This window comes from Silvanigrella aquatica, from assembly GCF_001907975.1.
GTDB classification, from domain to species: domain Bacteria; phylum Bdellovibrionota_B; class Oligoflexia; order Silvanigrellales; family Silvanigrellaceae; genus Silvanigrella; species Silvanigrella aquatica.
In genome coordinates this window covers 1,691,927-1,709,177 of the sequence record NZ_CP017834.1, presented here as the reverse complement: position 1 = coordinate 1,709,177, position 17,251 = coordinate 1,691,927, and the positions used below count along the sequence as shown (strand labels likewise).

Here is a 17,251-nt window from a genome sequence, read left to right as displayed (position 1 = left end):
GGAATATATTTTGGGAAAAAGCAAATATGCTGAGGGAAACATAAAAAAAACATGCTATGAATATCAAAATATTGTCGTTGCAGAGTGGGATGATCCGGGATTAAAAGGAGGGGTTAAAATTGGGATTTCATTCAAAAATAAGAAATACAATAAAGTTAACCCATGCGAAAAAAAATTAAAAAACTTTAACTATCGCCTTCAACCTGAAGGATATTTTTCAGGAAAAGTTGGTGATTTCTTTGTAATGCAAGGTCCTGACAGTTTCGGAGGAGCTGTTTCTTTTGAAATATATAAATTTGAAAAGAAGAAAATAAAGCTTTTATTTGAGGATGTACTTGAATCCGAAAATGGTCTTCATTTTTATTTTAATGAAAATAAAAATGTAGGAGCAAGATATTGGAAAATGATGAAACAATCATCGGTTTGTTCACTATTAAATGATAAAACTTCAGTTAATTGCTGGAATCAAATTTTATTTGAAAATAATGTAAAGAATAATGTGAGTTTAAAAAAATGTGTCGATGACATTAAAAGAAGTGAACAATATAAAACAACGGAAAATATTGAAAATTTCCCAATTCAAACTTTTATAAATATAGAATTAACAAATTTAAATCAATTTAAAATATTTAAAGTGCTTAACCAGGAACCAAATTGTCATATTTCTCCTTAGTTAAATTATTCGTCTGTGAAAGAATTACCTTTTAAAAAGTATTTGAGTAATTCAAAATTATTTACGAAATATTATTATTTTAATATTCTGATTTTTCTCCATAAGCAAGCCATAATCCATAAATGTCAGTTTGACTTAATCCTTTTCTTTGCCCTATTTCATGCTGACGTTTTGCTTCAATAGGGCAATTCCCTTTTTGTGTAAAACCATAACTGCTATAATTCATAATAGAATCGTAATCATTTTCTCCAAATCGCGTTGTAAATTCGCCTTTTTTTTCAAAATTTTGAATTTTTTCAGTATTGATATTATCCCAGTGTACTATTATATAACGGTCTCTGTCATAACGACTTTGCTCATGATAAAATCCTAGGCTGTGCATTAATTCATGTAAAATAGTTCCTAATTTCATACATTTTTTAGAATTTAAAATTAATTTTTGATTTCCACCTTGCATCCTAATTTCACTACTACATGTCTGCTGGTGCCGGACTAGGGAATAGCGAATAGGATTTGCATGAAATACAGAATAGTAGAAATATAAACTTTTTAAATGCCATAATATTTTCCTCTTGTATTTTTTTAGTTAGATTTTATAATTGACCTGGCTTTTTGTAAATAGCAATAATTAAAGTAACTTATAATTTTATTAATACCATCTTTATAGCTTAAATTATCGGTTTTTTTTAAATAAAACTCTTATTTGAAAAAATAAATTTTACTTAATAATTTTCATTATTTAAAAAAATATCTTATAAAATAAGAGAATTTATATCATTTTACATTGACAAAAGTTAATCAAAATGTAATATTTGCCATCTAAATTAAAAGAATTTATCTAATTCTTAGTAATATCAAGGGCTTAAAATGAAAAAATCAATTTTATTAACATCTTTCTTATCAATCGTAACATCAAATATGATATACGCTCAAGATATTGTTGACGTTGAAGGTAAGAGCCTGCAACCAACTATGCAGTATTATTTGAAATCAATAGTATCTGGCACTAATGAAGCAGTGTATATTTATCCCGAATATAATGAAAACGTTAAAAGTATTATGATATCAAAATCTGTGACAGATAAACATGAAACTCAAATTACTGAATATCAGCATCAGCAGTATTATATTGAATTTCCAAATTCAAATGCAAAACTAACTAACAATCGTATAATGTTTGAATTTTCAGACACATATTTAAGCACTTATTCTTTTGTACCTAGTAATGATAATAATTCTTATTATGTTTTAAATAACGAAAATCAAAAATATTTGGCATGCCATCAAGATTTTGAAAACAACTGCCTTGCATTTCAAAGAACACCTCAAAATGAAAATCGCTTAACTAAAGTGGTATTCGTTCCTAAAGTAAAATCGGTAAGTCAAAATGATTATGAAAAGGCTCTTGATGAGTTAGCACGTTTTGAAATTAAAGTTCGTGAAGAATTAGCACGTTGGGATTCTCAAGTAAGAAACGCAACAGATAAAGAACAACTTGAACAAATAAAAAATGAAATAAATCAAAAATTGGCTAAATTAAAGACAGATTTAGGTAGCTTAAATAATGAATATGATAAAAAGTTAACAAAATTTGACTCTGAAAAACTTCAGCCCTTATTAATTGATTTAAATAATGACTCTTCTCATATTATAGCTCAAATCGATCAAAAATTGGTTTCATTTGATCAACGTATGAGAGAAGAAGCGGAACGTCTTGCAAGACCAGCTGAAGAAGTAATACAAAAAATAAGTGATTTTTTTAAGTTTTAAATAATTTAAATCTGAAATAAGCTTATTTCATTTCTAAGAGGGGGAAAATTTTATATTAACCCCCTCTTTTTTATTCAATTGCATTAATAATTTCTTATATCCTGCATTAGTCCTAAAAGCTTTTTCGCGTTTCCTTCAGAATTATCAAACATTTTTCTGGTAAACTCTATCATCCCACAGCGATAAAAAAAAGCTCTTTTAAGTTCTTCATTTAAAAAGTGCGTAATCCAAACCACACTCCCAAATTCAGGGTGAAATTCCAGGGAAGTAATATAAAAGTCCTTATTAATTTTTATTTTATATGCTACATTATTAGCTGAAACAAAGCAACTTATTATTTTTGAATAATTTAATTCGTAAGCATATTTTATAATTTTATCGACATAGTCTTCATAAATACCTTGACGCCTATAATTTTTTTCTACAACTGCATGACGCATGTAATATACTTTAGGTTCTTTTTCTTCACTGCGAAACATGGCAATAATTTTATTTTTGTCTCTGACAATTAAATTATTTGAAAGCGCACTGCTATTATCATTTTTTTCAAGAGAGAATGTTAATTCATTAGCATAATTAGAATGAAATTCTCCATAATATACTTCCCAGTATTTATTTATATGAACTCGTTCGACATCATATTTATTTAAAAGTCCATTTTTAAAAACTTCCTTGAAAATAAAATCACTTTGAGATTCTATTTTTTTATTTGAAATCAATTCCATTTGATTGTTCCCTATTCAAATTGAAGCCATAAATGGCTTCAATTTGAATATAATTAGCATTTTATAATAAAGGATGTCTAATTTAATGAAATTATAAAATTTTAGTTAAGTCTATCGTTGCATTTTTTTTAAGCGGTTATGCTTGAACAATAAAGAGATTGCTATATATTAAAGCTATTAGCATAATTTATTTTTTTATTTTGAATCTGAATTAGGTATTCGACTGATTATTTTTTTATACTCAGCTGTTAATTTAAATGCTTCAACAGCATCACGAACTTTTTTTATCAATTGTGGTGAGGTTTTTTTGGTTGTTGCAATATATTTGGCTTGAATAGATGTCGGTTTTCCAATAACAAAATCTTTTACCGTTAAATGTTCTTCTTTAGCCATGGTTTTAATTGCTTCATAAGCAACAATATTAATAGTAAACCAGGCATCAATTCTTTTGCCAATCAATTTTTTAAAATTTCTAATATCAATAGGCACTTCATCAATATTTTCAATTTTAAGACCATTTTCAGGCCGCACAAGAATTGCTCGATAAGAAGAGGACGCAAGTACACCAATAGTGGCACCTTTGGCGGCAAGTATGGTGTCTATACGTCTTGAATGTTTCATCGTGATGAATGCGGTATGGGCATTATAAATTTTTGAGACCCAAACAAATTTTTCTTCTCTTTCAGGAATTCTGACCAAGGGAATAATAAATGTCTGATTGTCTTTATTGTCTAATGACTCTATAACCGCTCTTGTCCAGGGTCTCCATTCAATTTTAATTTTTATATTCTTTGCTTTGAGTGCTTTTGCTACGATTTCTCCTCCTAATCCTCCAAGGCCTTTTTCTGGAGTTTCTTGGATTTCTCCAGTAAAGCTGGGATCTGCGAGTAACGTGATTTCTGTACAAAATCCTTTTATTTGGGAAAGAGAAATAATAATTAGGATAATTTTAAATAGGATTTGAGCTTTCAAGTTAACACCCCATATTCGTACAATTCTAAATTTTCCCTTATTTTATCTTAGCTCAACAAGCCAGATAAAATCTGTACTTCTAAAGTGACAAATATATGGTGAACTAAATTTGCGATTCCATATCACCATATTTAAAATTTACTGATTTCATAGTCCTCATTTTTAATTTAAACAAATGAAAAATTATGTTACGTTTTACGTGTAAAAAATTTGTCATGTCAGCAATTATTTTTTTTCTAAGTTTGTTTGGTGCCGCCTTTGCAACAACCCCTGTATCAAAGAATCATGAAGCAAAATTACCAAGTGTATCAATAACGAATATCTTATATGCCGTTGGTACAAACGCAAATTTTGCTCAGTGGACCCCTGTTACATCAACATGGACTGGCATTGGCAATTGGGATTTAAAAATGGTTACTTTCGATGCAAATGGCAATCTTTGGTCTGTTGGAGCTTAATCTTTACTTCTTATTCATATGTAATTAGTATTTCAGGAGAAAGAATATTTGTTCCCACTGTTTCTGCCTCTAAAATCATATTGTGACTTTGCAATGGATTTTCATGCTTTAAAATTTTTCGTGTCGCATTTTTATGAATATAAATGGGATTAGAAATATTTAATTGAATTTGAAATGGTTCATCTTTGGCTAAATAAGTTGCGTTTTCAAATGCAAACTTAGATATATTCAGTTCACAGGTTTCTTCCGGTTTAATGGGAATAATAGCAACATTGTCATTCTCGAACTCTTGAATGAGAAAATTATCTATAGCTAAACTTTTTTTCCAGTCTCCACATTGAATATGTGCTGTTACATCAGTGAGCTTACCATCATAATTCAAACTATCTGCACTGTGATGAGATATATAGAAAATATATTGTAATTCTTCTGCATGTGCAGCCGATGTTAGAAGAGTTGATATAGTTAAAATTCTTGTTAATTGCTTAATCATAACAAATCACTTTCTGCATTAGGGGTAATAAAAAAATATAATATACTATTTTTTTTAAAAATGTATAAAAAAACAATTTTTTTACTTAAATAAAATTAATTTTGTGAGTTGATACGGCTTAAGAAAGGTTATGCTGACATTCAAGGCGTATTTTTAATGTCTTTTTACAATTATTTAAAGATTAAGGTTCAACTATGGGAAACCAAAAATTAAATGTATCGAGACTATGTAAAAACATATCAAATTTTTCTTGATTACCAACATAATTAATATTCGGATTTTCTAAAATATGATTAAAATTAGAGAATTTTGTAAATATTTCTTTCATCTGATTTTTAGATATGACTAAGGTACCATCGGCATAGCTATCTTGTTTTTCTGCCCAATAAAGTAATACTGCATTTTGAATATTGAGCAAATACTCATCATATCCATTTGGTTTTGTATTATTTGTAATTCGTATATTAAATGAATAATTTTCCTCACCAATTTTGGAAGGATCTAAATGAACAGCTATAAAATCAAAAAACATTTCTGTGCTCATATTTTTCATAATATCAGGAGAAACTGTGCTTGGAGTTTCATCTGCATTTTGAATTCCATAACGTAATTCTTTTGCACCTGTTAAATAATAATTTCGAACGGCACCGGATTCTGCTTGATATCCAAGTTGCTCTAAAGCATCAGCACCTAAATATCTTGCATTTTCATTTTTTGGGTTTGCAAAAACTAATTTATTTGTAAGAGTTGCTGTCCAGCGATATTCTCCTTTCAAAAATGCTTTTTGGGCACTCTTAAGCATTTCTTCTTCACCAATTAATTCCACATATTTTTTTGCCTCTTCTTCTGGTGTGAGAGGATCATAATTAGAAGGATTTCCATCCCACCAACCTTGATAAAATTGATAAGTGGCGCGTACATTATGTTTTAAATTGCCATAATAACCGCGATTTGTAAACTCTTTGGCAAGACTCTCAGGTAGCACAAATTGCTCTGCAATTTCATGCATTGTTAATCCATGATTTGCCATGCGAAGAGTTTGATCATTAATATATTTATATAGATTTCTTTGAGTTTGAAGGTGTTTTATAACGTTGGCATTTCCAAATTGTGGCCAATGATGACTGCCAAATGAAAATTGAGCTTCATGCCCCCATAAATTAATTATATTATCGATGGCTTTAGCCCATTTTGCTGGATTTCTTACTTTAGCTCCTCGCATGGTAAGTGTATTATGTAATGTATGATTCACATCTTCAGACAAACAAATCGCTTTAAGTTCAGGAAAATAAAATAACATTTCTGCAGGTGCTTCGGTTTCTTCAGCCATTAAAAATTCAACTTTTACACCATCAATCACATAGGGTACTTTAGCAATTTCTTCATCTATAAGGACATTGGGCTCAATAAAAGTAACAGTTCCTTTCGAAGTTGCTAAACCTAATCCACAGCCCACTCCTCCTTTAGAGCCCGTATCTATCAAGTTTCCATACATATAAGAAGCACGACGACTCATCACATTACCAGCAAGAATATTTTCGCTTAAAGATTCTTCTGTAAATCCAATAGGTGCAATGACCTCTACATTTTTGGAGGAAACATCTTTTTCATTGACAAGACCTTTTATGCCACCAAAATGATCCACATGACTATGGGTGATAATTATTCCTGAAACTTTAGTTTTGTCTTTTAAATTTAATTTACTTTTTAAGGAATCATTTATAAAATGTAATGCGGCTGACGCTGTTTCTTTAGAAGTCATGGTATCTATAACTATCCAACCTGTACTTCCTCGAATAAATGTAATATTTGAAAGATCAATATTACGTACTTGATAAATACTATCTGTAACCTTGAACAAGGCTTGATCATTTACCAATTTTGCTTGTCGCCATAAACTTGGATTTACAGTTTCAGGAGCTGTTACTTCCGCATTGATAAATTTGTATCTATTGAAATCCATAACTATTTTATTATCACTAGTAATTTTATCATCAGGAAATTGAGCTTCTTTGAATGCGCTCGCACTTTCAATATCTTGGGTGTTTTCAAAGGGAAGATATTTTAAAATTTCTTGATTTTTTTTCTTTGTGTAAAGCGAAGCTTCTTTTTGGTTTTTATTCAATTTATCTATCATAAATAACCCCATTAAAATAGTTGCTGTTTTACAAAACAAGTTATTGTTACTATAAAATTTTTTAAAATTCAATTTTTTCAGTTATTTTCTTCATAAAATTATTATTGTTTACTTTTTTAAAATTATTTTTATTTATATAAAAAGTAATTTGAATTATATTTTTATATAAATAAATTTTAAGAAATTTTTATTTCATTTTTCCTAATAAAAATTATAAAATTAGAAGAATTTTAACTTTAACTAATATCTTCAAGAAAAGTATTTTAAGATGACCAACTTAAAAGAGGACAAAATGAAAATTTTAAGGTTATATTTTCTCATTTTTATAATGATATCAAAATTATCGTTTGCAAATGATAATAAAACAAATAAATTTGAAGCAAATATTTCTGAAATTCCTGCTGACATGAAAAATAAAATGAAACAATTTACTTGGCATGAAGGCTGCCCTGTTTTGCTAAAAGACTTACGCTACTTAAATTTATCATTTTTTGGATTTGATAATAAAGTTCATATTGGTGAAATTATTGTTCATAAATTAATTGCAAAAGAAGTCACAGAAATATTTAAGGAATTGTATTATAATAAATTTCAAATTGAGAAAATGGAGTTAATGGATTCCTTTCATGGTGATGATCTTGCAGCTATGAAGGAAAATAATACTTCTGCTTTTAACTGCAGAACTATGACAGGTAAAAAAAATATTTTCTCATTGCATAGCTATGGCATTGCTATTGATATTAATACAAAAATAAATCCCTATGTCTATAAAAATATGATATTACCAGAGAATGGCAAGTCATTCGTAGATAGAAGTTTAAAGGCACCTGGGATTATTATTTTAAACGATTCGACTTATAAAGCCTTTATAAAAAGAGGCTGGAAATGGGGTGGGGAATGGAAAAAATCTCAGGATTATCAGCACTTCGAAAAGTCAGAATTGAAGAAAATTATTAAAAAATAGTTTTAAATAGGAGAAAAAATGACTCATAATTCTTATATTTCAGGCGCAGAAAAATCAACTGAAGATATTTTAATTTATTCAAATACAAATAACTTACTATCAAGATATTTAGCTTTTAGAGACATTCCATTTCTTTTAAATAAATACGTTAAAGGAAAAAATGTCTTAGATTTTGGTTGTGGTTTAGGATACTCAACTGAATTTATACATAATTTAAATTATAATGTCACTGGTGTTGATATTGATCAGGAAATGTTAAAGCAATCAAAAATAAATTTTCCACATATTCATTTTCATAAAATTAATAATAATATGAGTTTTATTGAGTCCAATTCCTTCGATTTGATTTTTTCAAGTTTTGTCTTATTTGAAATAAGTTCCGCTGAAAAAATGGTAAATTATTTTAAGGAATGGAAAAGACTATTAAAAGAAAATGGGGCTATTATTGCTATAACAGGAAGTGAATATGCCTATATGATTTCAAAAAATTTTCTTCTTTATAATAATAAGTATCCAGAAAATGAAAATTTAAAAAGCGGGAAAATAGTCAAAGCACTTGATAATAATGCTAAAATTGAATTTTCAGCTTATTATTGGACTGAAAATGACTATAAACAATGTGTAAAAGAATCAGGTCTTCATTTAAAAAAATTTTATTATCCTCTGGGAAAAAAAGAAGAACCATTTCAATGGCAGGATGAATTATCAAGCTCGCCCTATTTGATTTTAGTGGCAACTAAAAATAATTAAGGAATTTTTTTAACATAAGGAGTAATGATATTTCTTGGAATTTTTCTCCGTCAATTAAGTTTGCTAAGTAAGGATCTCACTCTTTGCCAGGAATAATATCCAAAGTTCTATAAGCATTTAAAATGTCATTATCAAGTGGATATATACGAATCAAAAGTAGTATGATTAAAAATAAACTGCATAACTACTAAAAGATTATGACCACAAATATCTGCATCAGGAAAGATTTAACATTTAATAGCATATTTTTTTTACATTATCCTGAATAATAATTCTATTTTCTTTAGGATTAAAAGAGTCGTTCATTATTTTATCTAAAGCACAATTTCCACCATAATTTGACAATTTTCCTTCATTAAATTCAATTAAACATTTTTTATAGCACCACTGTTTTGAAGAGGGAGAAACCGATGAGGGCGTTCCCCATTTTTGCAGCACGCGATCTTTTGAGTCACCACAAACTATCTTTTCAGAATTACCAACAACAACTTTTGAGCACTCATCAAAAACTTTTACAATAGGTTCCGTTTCTGAGCTTTTCTTTTTTAAAGTGCTCAAATTGGTATTTAGCGAGTCAACATAGACAAGATCTCCACTCGCACTGGCAGATTTCACCCAAGGCCCAAAAACAGGAGCAACATATGCAATTGCCCAACCCCAATCAGTTTCGCACACAGGAGTTGTTGTAGAGGGATTATCTATTGTTGTAAATCTGATATTCTCAATATAATTTCCTCCAAATTCTTTTGTTTGTTCATTCAAATCATCTAAGACAGATTGCACAAGATCTTCGCATGAAGTCCAAAAAAAAGATCGTTTAGTTGATTGCACCCTCATATTTAAATTTTTCGAGTTTTTCATGATAGAATTAGTCATATTATATTGATTATAGTTAACTTTTCCAACCGACGTAATACATGAGCTGAATATGAGGGGAGCTAATAGTGATAAACAAATTTTTTTAATTCTGATCATAAAAACAACCTATATAAAATTAACTTAACCACATTTTTCAGAAAATAATTTATTAAAAAAATTTTTATTCTGCAACTCCGAATTAACAAAATATTGTTTTTCCCACAAGAGTCCTGATACCCAAAATTACTCAAATATAATTTTTTTACTTTATTGATATTACAAAATCATTCTTTAGCAATTGATAAAGAGATTCTGCCAACCATTTTTCGTATTCAAGAAGTTCCCAGCCACGTTCAATAACTAGTAAACGAAACATATCACGTCCTGTAAAAGCCCATAGAATATCTCTTGCTTTATTAAAATTAATTATTTCTTTAAATTTATTTTGATTAGCTATGATTTTAAGACTTTCTTCCTGACGTTGGTACCGTCTTTCTTCATGCACTTTTTCAATTTTTTTAAGTTCAGGGCTTAAACTAGATGCTCCTCGTAAAGCATTCATAAAAGTTTTTTCAGTATTATACATTTGTGAAGCCATTTGAGCTGATATTTTAACATAGCTCCGCAAAGTTTTTGCCCGACTTGCTTTTTGAGCGAGAATTTCAAATTGTTCTTTATCTATTACCATGTCGATAACAGCGCTTAAAATACCAATTTTAGACTTAAAAAGGGAATAAACAGAAGGGACAGAAACTTCAGCATCATTTGCTATAGATTCTATTGTTACACCATCAAGGCCATGTATTTCGAAAAGCCGTTTTGCCGAGTTTAGAATGCGTTCTTTAGTTTGCTTAGCCTGTATTTTTCTATTTTTAATATTATAAGTTCTTTTCATATTCAGACCTTCTTGACTATTTAAATATAGTATAATATATCCAATATAATATACTATAGTAAATATAGTATATTATTATACTCTTTATCAATAACTTCTCGAAAAAATAAATTTAGTAAGGACATTTTATGCAACGATTCTCATTTTTATCCCAGAATCTGTCGCTTTCCTATCTTGACTCTGGTGGGGAAGGGGAAATTCTTATTGCTCTACATGCACATATGATGGAAGCTGTTACCTTTAATCCACTTGCAACTATTTTACAGCCTCATTGGCGATTGATTTCTCTAGATCAACGCGGCCATGGATATAGTGATCATGCTTCGTCTTATACCAGAGACGATTATATAAATGACTTATGCTTGCTGTATAAGCATTTAAAAATAGAAAAAGCGGTTATTCTAGGAAATTCATTAGGCGGTGTTAACGCATTTCAATTTGCAGCGCGCTATCCCAAATTTGTACGTGGTTTAATAATAGAGGATATTGCAGCAGAAATTGAAGATGACATGAGTTTTTGCCTTGCATGGCAAGGTATTTTCAGCAGTAAAGAGTCACTTGAAAATCGTATTGGCTCCCGATTTTTACCTTATTTTCAAGATTCTATTCGTCAGGTCGAATGTGGTTGGCGTCTTGCTTTTGACCCGTCGGAAATGATGGCATCAAACCGCGTTCTTTGTGGCAATCATTGGGATGACTGGCTTGCTTCTGATTGTCCTGCATTGCTTTTACGCGGAAACGAAAGTCGCATTACAACGCGGGAGCAAATGGAAAGAATGACTGCCCAACGCAACAATACCGAATATCTAGAATTAAATGCAGGGCATGTTATTCATCAAGATAATTTTAAAAACTTTGCTACCGCATCAATTGAGTTTTTGCAAAAACTCAATTGATTCTATTTCATCAAATTATTGACTATATAAAAATATAATAATAGCTTTTTTTCAAAAAAATTTCCGACTATAGAAATATAATTTAAAGAAAAAGGTTAGTAATTTGAGTAATAAAAATTTTTCATTAAAAAAATGGTTTTTGCTATTAATGATAGTTGTTCTATCAAATATATTGATTTTAGGAACATTCAGCGTTTTTTCTTCATTTATATCAAATGGATATATTAATAATTTAGGGAACAACTTCTTTCCTTTGATGAAGAATACACTATTAGTAGATATGGTTCATGATGGACTTAGAGGAAATGTAACAGATGCTTTATTACTCACGTTGACAAATGCTCCACAATCCGAAAAGGATGAAGTATTAAAAGAAAATCAAGAAATAATTAAAAAATTTAAAGAATATATTGAGAATATCGAAAAATTGCCTTTAAAAGATGACATAAAGGATTCAATTAAAGAAGTCATTCCCATAATAAATAAATATCTTGAAACAAGCACTTTAGTGATTAAATATTCATTTTCAAACAATAAAAAAGAAGCTTCATTACAGCAAGAAAATTTCACGAAAATTTTTAAAAAACTTGAATCAGAATTAGAAAAAATTTCAAGCAAAATAGAAAAAGAAACAGACATTGAAATTCTTAACTCTAATAGTATTTCTGGTAAATTAAAAACAATCAGTATAATTTTAATGATTTTATTTGCATCTATAAGTATGATATTTTCCTATTATATAATATCAAAAATTTACAAAATGATAAATCAGATAATAGATGATTTATTTTTACAAAGCAATAGTATTTTAAAAAGAGCTGTTGAAATAAAAAGCATATCACAAGATTTGAGCTCTAGTACTATTCAACAAAATGAATCATTACAAAAAACTTCTGCTGCCGTTCTTGAAATTAATTCAATGATTAAAAAAACCTCCGAAGGATCAGAGCAGTCCACAAAAATGTCAAAAAACTCTGAAATTGCAGTAAAAAATGGAGAGAAAATTGTTTTTCAATTGATTAATTGCATTAAAAAAATTAAAAATAGCAACTCTGAAATAATTAGTCAGGTAGATCATGGAAATAAAAAAATTAAAGAAATAATAAAATTAATTTCAGAAATTTCTGCAAAAACAAGTGTAATTAATGATATTGTATTTCAAACTAAACTTCTTTCTTTTAATGCATCCGTAGAATCAGCTCGAGCAGGAGAGCATGGTAAAGGCTTTTCAGTTGTTGCAGAGGAAATTGGCAATCTTGCAAAAATAAGTGGCGAAGCTGCTAAGGATATTAATTTAATGCTTGCAGATAGTATTGATAGAGTTGAAAAAATTATTTTTGAAACAACCTCCGAAGTTGATAAGTCATTTAAAATTGGAAATGAAAATATTGAAGAAAGCAATCAAATTGCTAATAACTGTGCTGTAGTTATGAAGGAGACAGTGGAGAATGTTATTTTAGTTAATAAATCAGTCATTGATATAAGTCTCGCTACAAAAGAGCAAGAATATGGAATTAGTGAAATTGTGAGTGCGATTAATGATCTTGAAAAAACAACAAATAATAACTTAAATATTTCTACAATTTCTGCAGAATCAGGTGTTGACTTGAATATTAAGGCAAATGAAATCACTAAAATCATTGATACATTGAGTTATATGATAAATGGAAATAGCTATAAAAATTCTAATTAGTTTGATTTCATGACTATAAAATGACAGGTGAACAAATTTCACTTAAAATCAGGCTGAATCCAATTAATATTACTAAAAAACAGAATTGAGGTGAATATTAATATTGAAAATCAATTTATAAATATATTTTTGGAAGAAGCAATTGAGAATTTAGCTTTGTGGGAAATAACTTGCTTAAATATTGACAAATCTAATTCACATGAATCGCTCAATAAACTCTTTCGAATTGCACATAACCTAAAAGGTTCATCTGCTTCTGTTGGATTAAATCAATTTACTGATTATATTCATAAAGTTGAAGAACTTTTAACATTTATTAAAAATGGTGAAATAGAATTTGATGAAAATGTTTTAAATCTATTTTTCGAAATCCATTCCATAGCTAATGAATGGATATTATCAATTCAAAATGATCCCTTTTTTGTTCATAATAATATTAATAATAGTATTGATAAAATAATGAGTTTATTAAAGAAAAGCGCTTGTGAGAATAAAGTTAATACTATATCTCAAGGTTTTGAGATATTTAATAAATTAGATAATAAAATTATAGAAAACAAAGAGGGAATTTTAACTTCAAAATCAATAGAAATAAATAATAATGAATTAGATAAAAAGAAAAAAACTGATGAATATTTAAAGGTAAATGTAAATAAACTAGATAATTTAATTAATTATATTGGAGAAGTTGTCATTGATCAAAATATTTTAAAAGAAAAATCGATAAAATATTCACTACCACAGGATATTAGAAATATTATTTCGCAAATGGATAAAAATATTCAAGAGTTACAAGAAACTACGCTATCACTAAGAATGATGTCATTAGATCAACAATTTCAAAAGATGAATCGAATTGTAAGAGACCTTTCTGTAAAACAAGAAAAAATTATTCATTTTCAATCATTTGGATCTGATGTGGAGCTAGATAAACTAATTGTAGATAAGTTAACAGATCCATTGACACACTTAATAAGAAATGCAATTGATCATGGCATTGAAAGTAAAGAAGATCGGATAAATAAGAATAAGCCAATCGAGTGTTCAATAGAATTAAGAGCAATGCAAGAGGAAGGCAATGTAAAAATTTCTTTAAAGGATGATGGAAAAGGGCTTGATGAGAATAAAATATTAAATAAAGCAATCGAAAAAGGAATTATTGAATCAAAAAATAATTTAACAAAAAAAGAAATTCAGAGACTCATCTTTAAGCCCGGATTTTCTACCAAAGATGAAATTTCTGAAATTTCAGGAAGAGGAGTAGGTCTTGATGTTGTTAATAATGTTATTTTAGAACTAAAAGGAAGTATTGATATTGAGACCGAAATTGATATAGGAACAACTTTTATTATTTCATTACCTTCATCTTTATCTATTATAAAAGGATTAATTTTTAAATCAAATAATCAACTATTTGTAGTTCCTGAATCTCAAATATCAGAAATTGTAGATCATAAAAAATTTAAAATTGAAAGCCGAATAAATGGTAGCGAAGTTTTTACATTAAGAAATGAAATAATTCCCATAATTTCATTAAATAAAATCCTTAAAAATAGTTCTTTAGATTTAAATATTCAGAGTGAAAAAAATGGAGTATTAATTCATCATCTAGGTAAGAAATTTTCTTTTCAAGTTGATGAAATTATAAATACACAAACAATTGTACTTAAAAGATTATCTAAAGAACTCATTGGTATACCTGGAATTATTGCTACTACCGTCTTAGGAAATGGGGAGCCAGCACTAGTCCTAAATCTAAGCCAATTGATTAATATTTGGAGTTATAATGGAATTCAATGAAGACGAAAATAAATATCTCATATTCAAGATATTAAATGAAGAATATGCTTGTAATTTATTACAGATTAAAGAAGTCATTAAACCTATTAACATAAAACCCGTTCCTTTTATGGTTCCATATTTCAAAGGAATTATTAATTTACGAGGTAAAATTATAAGTATAATTGACTTTAGAATTAAAATTTCACCAAAATTTATTGATAAAGAAAGCAATGGAACCATATTAATTGTAGAAAACTATAATTTAAGTATTGGAGTTATTGTTGATGATTTAGTTTCTGTTCAAACAATAAATAACGAAGAAATTCAAAAAAATAATGAAATGAAGTATTCTATAGATATAAAATTTATTATTGGAAACTATATTTTAAAAGAAAAACCAATAACTATTATAGACTTACTTTCGTCAATTAGTGATGAAGAATTGAAGTTAATAAATGAAAATACGAATTTTGCTATAAATTCATAAGGAATTTAATATGAAAAATAAAGTTTGGACAATTAGAAAAAGACTTTGGACATTGTCATCACTCATGATTTTACTAATATTCCTTATTGGTTTAATCCCATTTCAATTAAATAAATTTTACAATGAGAAAATTAATAAATTCTCTACCGAAATAATTCCTGCAATCAAAAATGTAACAATTGCAGATATGTTTCACGATGGAGTTAGATCAAATATATATGGAATAATAATGGCTTCTGATTCAAAAAACTATGATAAATTAAAAGAATTAGCCGAAGAAGGAAAAAAATTCAAACAAAGTTTTTTAGAAAATTTAACCGCTATTAGTTCTTTAACTTTAAATAAAAAAATTCATGAAAATTTAAACTCAATATTAATAGATGCAAAAAAATATAATGAATTATCTGATAAAATCACCAAACTGACATTAGAAAAAAGAAATATAGAGGCTCGAAGCACAATCACGCAGTTTAATGAAATTTTTAAAAAGCTAGAAGAATCAATTTCTTCAATTACAAATATGATAAATGAATATTCAGATGAAAATATTAAAAATACAAATGATTACGGTAAAAACGCTTTATATTTTTTAATTTTCACATTATCATTGTTTCTTTTAGCAGGTATTGTTCTTTCAAAATTTGCAATTATAAAGCTTAATAATAGCTTAAATAATTTAATATTGGGACTTAATAGCCAATCACACTCAATTCTTCAAAGAGCAAATAGTTCACAGAAAAACTCAAAAGAACTTTCCGATATGACAATGAAGCAGGCTGCAGCAATTCAACAAACAGCGGCAAGCATGGAAGAAATGAGTTCTATGCTAACTCAAACTAGTAAACATTCTTCACATAATTTGCATATATCGGAAGAGGGGCAAACTAGTGCTCAAAAGGGGAGAGAATCCATAGCGCAAATGCTTTCAGCAATGGATAGTATTCAAGCTTCAAATATAAAATTGGAAGAAATTTCAAATCTCATCGTTAAAATAGCTAATAAAACAAGAATAATTAATGAAATTGTATCTGAAACAAGATTACTGTCATTTAATGCTTCAATTGAAGCGGCTCGTGCAGGAGTGCATGGAAAGGGTTTTGCCGTTGTCGCAGAAGAAGTTGGTAAGTTAGCATCAATGAGTGGGACTGCTGCAAATGAAATAAGAGAATTACTCGAATCTTCTACTATTGAAGTTGCGCATGTTGTTACTGATATTCGGGAACGTATTATAACAGGAAAGAATATTTCTAAGGTATGTGAATCTTCATTTGATAATATGGCTGAAATACTTTTTAAGATTAACGAAGGAACTAAAATTATTGTTTCATCTACTACTGAGCAAGAAACCGGAATGAAACAAACGACAATTGCGATGCGAGAAATCGATGAAGTTACTCAAAGAAATAGCGCTATAGGAATAGCTCAAGCTACTGATTGTCAATATTTAGCCAGTGGAATAAAAAATATCAATGAAATAATTTCAAAATTAAGATATTTAATTATTGGCAATATAATTTCAAATAATCAAAATGAAAATCAAACTACTGGCTATAAAATTGATTTTAAAGACACTCAAAAAAATAACTTTGATGATTTTTACTCCTCAAATACAGATAATGACAATAAGCAAATTAATGCAGCTATTATATCTGATAATATGCCAAACAGAAATGATTCTAGATGGAAGGCATAAATAAA

At 28.3% G+C, this 17,251-nt stretch carries 17 protein-coding genes; 10 read left to right on the top strand and 7 right to left on the bottom strand.

Annotated elements, in window-relative coordinates; all coding sequences use genetic code 11:
* Nucleotides 1-10 precede the first annotated feature (10 nt).
* Nucleotides 11-673, top strand: a complete 663-nt coding sequence (locus tag AXG55_RS07110; protein WP_233231056.1) for a hypothetical protein — start codon at nucleotides 11-13, stop codon at nucleotides 671-673.
* Nucleotides 674-752: 79 nt separating this feature from the next.
* Here the strand turns inward: AXG55_RS07110 and AXG55_RS07105 are convergent, their stop codons facing one another.
* A complete protein-coding gene (locus AXG55_RS07105) occupies nucleotides 753-1,181 on the bottom strand; it encodes a M12 family metallopeptidase (RefSeq protein WP_272866922.1) in 429 nt (142 codons plus the stop codon).
* Nucleotides 1,182-1,540: 359 nt separating this feature from the next.
* Between AXG55_RS07105 and AXG55_RS07100 the strand changes: the two genes are divergently transcribed.
* Nucleotides 1,541-2,443, top strand: coding sequence for a hypothetical protein (locus tag AXG55_RS07100; protein ID WP_148697431.1), 903 nt, complete (start codon nucleotides 1,541-1,543; stop codon nucleotides 2,441-2,443).
* A gap of 83 nt (nucleotides 2,444-2,526) precedes the next feature.
* Here the strand turns inward: AXG55_RS07100 and AXG55_RS07095 are convergent, their stop codons facing one another.
* Together AXG55_RS07095 and AXG55_RS07090 are read right to left on the bottom strand one after the other, a co-directional pair.
* On the bottom strand, nucleotides 2,527-3,168 hold the full coding sequence (locus tag AXG55_RS07095; protein WP_148697430.1) for a GNAT family N-acetyltransferase: 642 nt from the start codon (nucleotides 3,166-3,168) through the stop codon (nucleotides 2,527-2,529).
* A gap of 195 nt (nucleotides 3,169-3,363) precedes the next feature.
* Nucleotides 3,364-4,140 carry a substrate-binding periplasmic protein gene (locus AXG55_RS07090; RefSeq protein WP_233231055.1) on the bottom strand — a complete coding sequence of 259 codons (777 nt, stop codon included), beginning with the start codon at nucleotides 4,138-4,140 and terminating at the stop codon, nucleotides 3,364-3,366.
* Between the two features lie 185 nt (nucleotides 4,141-4,325).
* Here AXG55_RS07090 and AXG55_RS07085 point away from each other — a divergent pair, with 185 nt between their 5' ends.
* Entirely contained in the window at nucleotides 4,326-4,598 is a 273-nt protein-coding gene (locus AXG55_RS07085) for a hypothetical protein (RefSeq protein ID WP_148697428.1), read from the top strand.
* A gap of 10 nt (nucleotides 4,599-4,608) precedes the next feature.
* Here AXG55_RS07085 and AXG55_RS07080 read toward each other — a convergent pair whose 3' ends face one another.
* The gene (locus AXG55_RS07080; RefSeq protein WP_148697427.1) at nucleotides 4,609-5,091 is read right to left on the bottom strand and encodes a hypothetical protein; all 483 of its coding nucleotides are present in this window, start codon (nucleotides 5,089-5,091) and stop codon (nucleotides 4,609-4,611) included.
* A 181-nt stretch (nucleotides 5,092-5,272) separates the two neighbouring features.
* Nucleotides 5,273-7,228: an alkyl/aryl-sulfatase gene (locus AXG55_RS07075; protein ID WP_148697426.1), complete on the bottom strand. Its 1,956-nt coding sequence runs from the start codon at nucleotides 7,226-7,228 to the stop codon at nucleotides 5,273-5,275.
* Nucleotides 7,229-7,520: 292 nt separating this feature from the next.
* Here AXG55_RS07075 and AXG55_RS07070 point away from each other — a divergent pair, with 292 nt between their 5' ends.
* Both AXG55_RS07070 and AXG55_RS07065 read left to right on the top strand, forming a co-directional pair.
* Nucleotides 7,521-8,192: a M15 family metallopeptidase gene (locus AXG55_RS07070; protein WP_233231054.1), complete on the top strand. Its 672-nt coding sequence runs from the start codon at nucleotides 7,521-7,523 to the stop codon at nucleotides 8,190-8,192.
* 18 nt (nucleotides 8,193-8,210) lie between these two features.
* Nucleotides 8,211-8,942 carry a class I SAM-dependent methyltransferase gene (locus AXG55_RS07065; RefSeq protein ID WP_148697424.1) on the top strand — a complete coding sequence of 244 codons (732 nt, stop codon included), beginning with the start codon at nucleotides 8,211-8,213 and terminating at the stop codon, nucleotides 8,940-8,942.
* A gap of 234 nt (nucleotides 8,943-9,176) precedes the next feature.
* Here the strand turns inward: AXG55_RS07065 and AXG55_RS07060 are convergent, their stop codons facing one another.
* Together AXG55_RS07060 and AXG55_RS07055 are read right to left on the bottom strand one after the other, a co-directional pair.
* Nucleotides 9,177-9,917, bottom strand: coding sequence for a hypothetical protein (locus AXG55_RS07060; RefSeq protein ID WP_148697423.1), 741 nt, complete (start codon nucleotides 9,915-9,917; stop codon nucleotides 9,177-9,179).
* Between the two features lie 145 nt (nucleotides 9,918-10,062).
* Nucleotides 10,063-10,695, bottom strand: a complete 633-nt coding sequence (locus tag AXG55_RS07055; RefSeq protein ID WP_148697422.1) for a TetR/AcrR family transcriptional regulator — start codon at nucleotides 10,693-10,695, stop codon at nucleotides 10,063-10,065.
* Nucleotides 10,696-10,823: 128 nt separating this feature from the next.
* Between AXG55_RS07055 and AXG55_RS07050 the strand changes: the two genes are divergently transcribed.
* From AXG55_RS07050 to AXG55_RS07030, 5 genes are all read left to right on the top strand, one after another.
* Entirely contained in the window at nucleotides 10,824-11,591 is a 768-nt protein-coding gene (locus AXG55_RS07050; RefSeq protein ID WP_148697421.1) for an alpha/beta fold hydrolase, read from the top strand.
* A gap of 103 nt (nucleotides 11,592-11,694) precedes the next feature.
* Nucleotides 11,695-13,284, top strand: coding sequence for a HAMP domain-containing methyl-accepting chemotaxis protein (locus AXG55_RS07045; protein WP_148697420.1), 1,590 nt, complete (start codon nucleotides 11,695-11,697; stop codon nucleotides 13,282-13,284).
* Between the two features lie 90 nt (nucleotides 13,285-13,374).
* A complete protein-coding gene (locus AXG55_RS07040) occupies nucleotides 13,375-15,084 on the top strand; it encodes a chemotaxis protein CheA (protein ID WP_148697419.1) in 1,710 nt (569 codons plus the stop codon).
* Nucleotides 15,071-15,553, top strand: coding sequence for a chemotaxis protein CheW (locus AXG55_RS07035; RefSeq protein ID WP_148697418.1), 483 nt, complete (start codon nucleotides 15,071-15,073; stop codon nucleotides 15,551-15,553). The genes AXG55_RS07040 and AXG55_RS07035 overlap by 14 nt, the downstream gene beginning before the upstream one ends.
* Nucleotides 15,554-15,563: 10 nt before the next feature.
* Nucleotides 15,564-17,246, top strand: a complete 1,683-nt coding sequence (locus tag AXG55_RS07030) for a methyl-accepting chemotaxis protein (RefSeq protein WP_148697417.1) — start codon at nucleotides 15,564-15,566, stop codon at nucleotides 17,244-17,246.
* The last annotated feature ends 5 nt before the right edge of the window (nucleotides 17,247-17,251 follow it).

Bases quoted from the DNA above. Each gene is read 5' to 3' on its own strand.
- AXG55_RS07100 (WP_148697431.1), top strand. From the start codon at position 1,541: ATGAAAAAATCAATTTTATTAACATCTTTCTTATCAATCGTAACATCA.
- AXG55_RS07095 (WP_148697430.1), bottom strand. From the start codon at position 3,168: ATGGAATTGATTTCAAATAAAAAAATAGAATCTCAAAGTGATTTTATT.
- AXG55_RS07085 (WP_148697428.1), top strand. From the start codon at position 4,326: ATGTTACGTTTTACGTGTAAAAAATTTGTCATGTCAGCAATTATTTTT.
- AXG55_RS07080 (WP_148697427.1), bottom strand. From the start codon at position 5,091: ATGATTAAGCAATTAACAAGAATTTTAACTATATCAACTCTTCTAACA.
- AXG55_RS07075 (WP_148697426.1), bottom strand. From the start codon at position 7,228: ATGATAGATAAATTGAATAAAAACCAAAAAGAAGCTTCGCTTTACACA.
- AXG55_RS07070 (WP_233231054.1), top strand. From the start codon at position 7,521: ATGAAAATTTTAAGGTTATATTTTCTCATTTTTATAATGATATCAAAA.
- AXG55_RS07065 (WP_148697424.1), top strand. From the start codon at position 8,211: ATGACTCATAATTCTTATATTTCAGGCGCAGAAAAATCAACTGAAGAT.
- AXG55_RS07060 (WP_148697423.1), bottom strand. From the start codon at position 9,917: ATGATCAGAATTAAAAAAATTTGTTTATCACTATTAGCTCCCCTCATA.
- AXG55_RS07055 (WP_148697422.1), bottom strand. From the start codon at position 10,695: ATGAAAAGAACTTATAATATTAAAAATAGAAAAATACAGGCTAAGCAA.
- AXG55_RS07050 (WP_148697421.1), top strand. From the start codon at position 10,824: ATGCAACGATTCTCATTTTTATCCCAGAATCTGTCGCTTTCCTATCTT.
- AXG55_RS07035 (WP_148697418.1), top strand. From the start codon at position 15,071: ATGGAATTCAATGAAGACGAAAATAAATATCTCATATTCAAGATATTA.
- AXG55_RS07030 (WP_148697417.1), top strand. From the start codon at position 15,564: ATGAAAAATAAAGTTTGGACAATTAGAAAAAGACTTTGGACATTGTCA.